At 31.4% G+C, this 4,166-nt stretch carries 6 protein-coding genes; 5 read left to right on the forward strand and 1 reads right to left on the reverse strand.

Going from position 1 to position 4,166, the window contains the following annotated elements; genetic code table 11:
* The 5 genes from ACQKIH_RS22280 to ACQKIH_RS22300 form a co-directional block, all read left to right on the forward strand.
* On the forward strand, window positions 1-354 hold a 354-nt coding region (locus ACQKIH_RS22280), incomplete at its 5' end, for a hypothetical protein (protein ID WP_427769016.1).
* Window positions 355-724: 370 nt separating this feature from the next.
* Window positions 725-1,087, forward strand: coding sequence for a hypothetical protein (locus ACQKIH_RS22285; protein ID WP_427769019.1), 363 nt, complete (start codon window positions 725-727; stop codon window positions 1,085-1,087).
* Between the two features lie 265 nt (window positions 1,088-1,352).
* Entirely contained in the window at window positions 1,353-1,703 is a 351-nt protein-coding gene (locus ACQKIH_RS22290; RefSeq protein WP_427769021.1) for a PadR family transcriptional regulator, read from the forward strand.
* The gene (locus tag ACQKIH_RS22295) at window positions 1,690-2,424 is read left to right on the forward strand and encodes a permease prefix domain 1-containing protein (protein WP_427769024.1); all 735 of its coding nucleotides are present in this window, start codon (window positions 1,690-1,692) and stop codon (window positions 2,422-2,424) included. The genes ACQKIH_RS22290 and ACQKIH_RS22295 overlap by 14 nt, the downstream gene beginning before the upstream one ends.
* A gap of 562 nt (window positions 2,425-2,986) precedes the next feature.
* Window positions 2,987-3,946, forward strand: a complete 960-nt coding sequence (locus ACQKIH_RS22300) for a phosphotransferase enzyme family protein (RefSeq protein ID WP_427769025.1) — start codon at window positions 2,987-2,989, stop codon at window positions 3,944-3,946.
* Between the two features lie 40 nt (window positions 3,947-3,986).
* On the opposite strand, the gene ACQKIH_RS22305 is transcribed toward ACQKIH_RS22300, so the two are convergent.
* On the reverse strand, window positions 3,987-4,166 hold a 180-nt coding region (locus tag ACQKIH_RS22305; RefSeq protein WP_427769027.1), incomplete at its 5' end, for a hypothetical protein.

Consider the following 4,166-nt stretch of genomic DNA (forward strand, 5'->3'; position numbering starts at 1 on the left):
AGCGAAATTAAACAACCAGTCGCCGGTTCAATACCGACAACTGGTTGGATAAATGCTTTTTTGACCTCTGTCTTATATACGGGGGTCAGTCCCTATATTCCTAAAGGCTTTTATTTAATTCAAGAGGAAACAGCTTACGAAATATTAAAAGGTTCTATCATTATAAACATCAAGGATTTAATTAATTCAAACCGCCATTCAGATAGAAGTAGATTAAATGGTTGTTGTGGTCTTGACGGCTGTGATGGAATGAACGGGGTCTGCTTGCATAATCACGAAATTGGTACAGAATTCTCTGATTGTTGGACGTTACATTGTGTTATTTTAAATCCAGAGTTAGTACGAGTTATTTAAGATTTACATTTATATTCCTTCTTCAACTAACAGTGGCTTTAGTGCAAAAAGTATTTATAACGTATACAAAATAAACCTAATAAACGTTCCCAAATACAAGCTTGGTAACATTTCAAACAGCGGCAAACACTGTTAAATAGGTGTTTGTCGCTGTTTTTTATAGAAAATAACACTCTGAGACGCTGCGAAAAATAATTTTAAAGAAGACTGTTCGATCCAATCCTTCTGAATGGTGGTAACATATAAATAGAATCTCAATGAAATGTTACCAAAGGACGCTTTGGGAACCTCTTTGGACATTTTATATAAATATTCATTGGAATATAGGATAGTAGATGTATATATTAAGGTAAAACCAGGGAGGTGTAATATGCCTTACGTTCACGAGTTTGGAATAGTTGCTTGTATAGAAAAAGATAAAGAATATGTTCATTATGAACCTGAAAAATATGATTGCATAATTGTGGATGGTGATTTCCTTGATGAACTAATGTCTAAGGATTTTGGTGAAAAAATGCATCAGTTAGATACATTCGCACATAACACAAATAGACCTTATAAAAGCCTTGCCTATTTTGGTATAACATTGATACCACCGAGTTCTCATAAACAGTTTTTACATATTGTTAGTGAAGCAAACGACGAATACAAATCAGAAGAACTAGAAGAATTGATGAAAAAAATAACCGAGGCAATAAAAGGAGATAAATGGATGATTCACTTTGGTGTATAACTTTGTTAATCAATACTCAATGTGCAACATACACCCATTATTCAAATAACGTTCCCAAATGAAAGTTAGGGAACCAACACCCCCATTCAATTGAATAGGGGTTATTTTGGCTACTAATGATTGTTATGTTCCCTAATGACGCTTTGAGAGTTTTTTTTGATATTCAACAATCTGACCATTTAATTGAGTAAAGGTTATATTTTTTTAATCATTACCTTGCATTATAGAGTAATCTGTATTATAAAATAATTAGGAGGTGAAGAATATGGAAGTTAATAAAGAGGTTTTGAAAGGTCATATTGATACGCTAATCCTATCACTTCTGCATACTAAAGATATGTATGGCTATGAGTTAGCTAAATTGGTTCGAGAAAGAAGCAATGAACAATTCGAATTAAAAGAAGGTACGCTTTATTTGTCCTTAAAGCGACTTGAAAAGAATACATGGATTGAATCCTACTGGGGAGACGAAAAAGGACCAGGGGGAAGAAGGAAATATTATAGGCTCACATCATTAGGTGAAGAAGGTTTTGAAAAGAAGCGTTTGGAATGGGAATTTGTAAAAGGAATTATCGACTCGTTTTTAGAAAGGAGAGAGAATAATGAAACAAATTGATTCATATGTAAATGCAGTTTATCAAAATGTTGGTGGAAATAAAAAAGAAATTCAAGAATTAAAAGAAGAAATGAGAATCCATTTAACTGAAACTGTAAATGAACTAAAAAAAGAGGGAATGCCAGAAAAAGAAGCCATTTCAATGGCTATTCAAAGGTTTGGTGATGAAAAAATTATTTCTAATGGGTTAACTGAATTATTCAAATATCAAAAAAAGTTTACTACAAACCTATTTCTTGTTGCTGTAGTATCAGTTATTTTAGCAGCTATCTCGTTCTTTTCAATTTTACAATTAGAGGAAGGATATCAATCATCTTTAAAGAATATGACTCAAGGAATTTTAAATGTAGTTAATAATAAAGAATTAATTACGACTACTGAAATTAAAATAATCGAAGAGCATACTGCTGAGTTTCAGGATAAGTATGACACACTATCATATTTAGGTGTATTTTATGATGAAGAACATGATTCTGAACTCCATGAACCTAATGAAGCCCAATATATTTATCCAGAAAATACAACAATCAGTAAAGATAAGATAAACTACGGTGTTGGAAGTAATAATTGGTTTATTGAAGCATATTTAGAGGATGATTACAGAGATTATTTTTATCTAATACCATATAGTTTCCTTATTATTTCCTTTGTACTGTTATTAGTTTGGTTAGTTAGTAAAATATATAATAGAAATCAACATTTTAATTTTAAGGGAAAGTAAAGTTAAATCCAAAATCATTTTAGTTCATTAAATATTTATAAAGTATGCAAAATAAACTTAAATAACGTTCCCAAATGCAAGTTTTGGGTTACAACAGAACACTTAAAATGTTGTCATATCAATGTTTTAAGTGTTTTTTTTTATTCTATTCATATACAGCTTTTTATGAACAATCGTTTGAACCCCGATATAACAAGGCTTTCAACGCTGTTAAAAAGAAACTGCACTGGCTCAAGTCTTGATTAAAATCTTGCATAAGCAGCTCATTTCTTAACGTTGTAAATCCGCAATATTTCTGACGGGACCCCTATTGAGATTGTGAAAGAATGTACTTAAAGTAACGCAGCAGGTTAGTTCAATAGCGTTGTTAAACTTTTGTTCAACAATCGGGCCATTTAATTGAATATCGCCTTAAAACATAAATTGGATAATTTGTGTTATTATTTACATGTTAGTCCCGATATATTATCTGTAACTAGTTAGTTAACTTAAATCCTTAGAGAAGTAAATCAAAAAATTTAATGTAAAAATAATGTACTTATTTAGAAGGGAGATAGCTATTATGGAACAAAAAATACTAGAATTGCTCAACGGAATATATACATTAGATTTTATAAAAGTTGAAGCAGTAACAAATGAAATGTTTCGATGTTCCGCAAAACAAGGTGAATACTTTGCAAGAATTACAAACTACAAAGGTTATGATGAACAGTTAGAAGAGGTTTCATATACAAACTACCTCTATAAAGAAGGACTAGGTGTATCACCTGCAATAGTTTCAATTAATGGTAAAGTGGTAGAAAAGATAACCTTTAATAACAAGGAATTATTAACTGTTCTTTATGAATCTGCTGCAGGTAAACACTTATCAAGAAATCAATGGAATGCAAATGTTTTAAAAGAGTTAGGTAGGCAAATAGGTAAATTACATCGCCTCTCTAGAACATTTGAAGAGATAAATCCGACTAGATATATCAATGATTGGTATCAAAATGAAGAATATGCTTTTTTAAAATATATTCCTGAGGAAGAGACTACGATTAGAGATGTTGCACATGAAATTTTAACAAAGATTAAAAACATTCCAAAAGACAATTCCAATTATGGATTGTTACACGGTGACTTATGGTTAGAGAATATATTGGTAGATCGTGATTTAAAACTGTCAATGGTTGATTTTCAAGATTGTGAGAAGAATTTTTATATCTTTGATTTAGCTGTTCCCATATATAGTGCCATAGAGTATTCATTTGTCGGTGGTGGGAACATCATTGAATATGGAAGAGGTATTGCGAAAGCAATCATCGAGGGATACCAAGAGGAAAACGATCTCCCAAAGGACATGTTAGATAAACTCCCTTTATTTATAAAACTAAAAGAAGTCTTTGATTATAGCTTAATGCATATGTACTGGAATAAAGAAAGGTTAACTGAAGAACAGATAAGAATAATGAACCATTTTAGAATGAAAATTGAAAAGGATCATTCTTTCCTTGACACAAACGATTTGTTGATAATCTAATCTTAATCTTCCACAATCAGGCGCGATTGTTGAATAAGCTTCACTTTTCTTCTTCAACTAACGGGGGCTTTACTTGAAGATCATTGAGTTGCATATGCAGATCTTTTTTTCTTATTGAACTAAAGGTAAGCCCGTAATCAAATAACGCATATAAAACGCCAGGCACCTCCGGTACGATAGACGTATCATTCAAAGGAGGTGCCATTCTTATGCTAACAAA

The sequence above is a fragment of the Solibacillus cecembensis genome, from assembly GCF_050272495.1.
GTDB classification, from domain to species: Bacteria; Bacillota; Bacilli; order Bacillales_A; family Planococcaceae; genus Solibacillus; species Solibacillus cecembensis.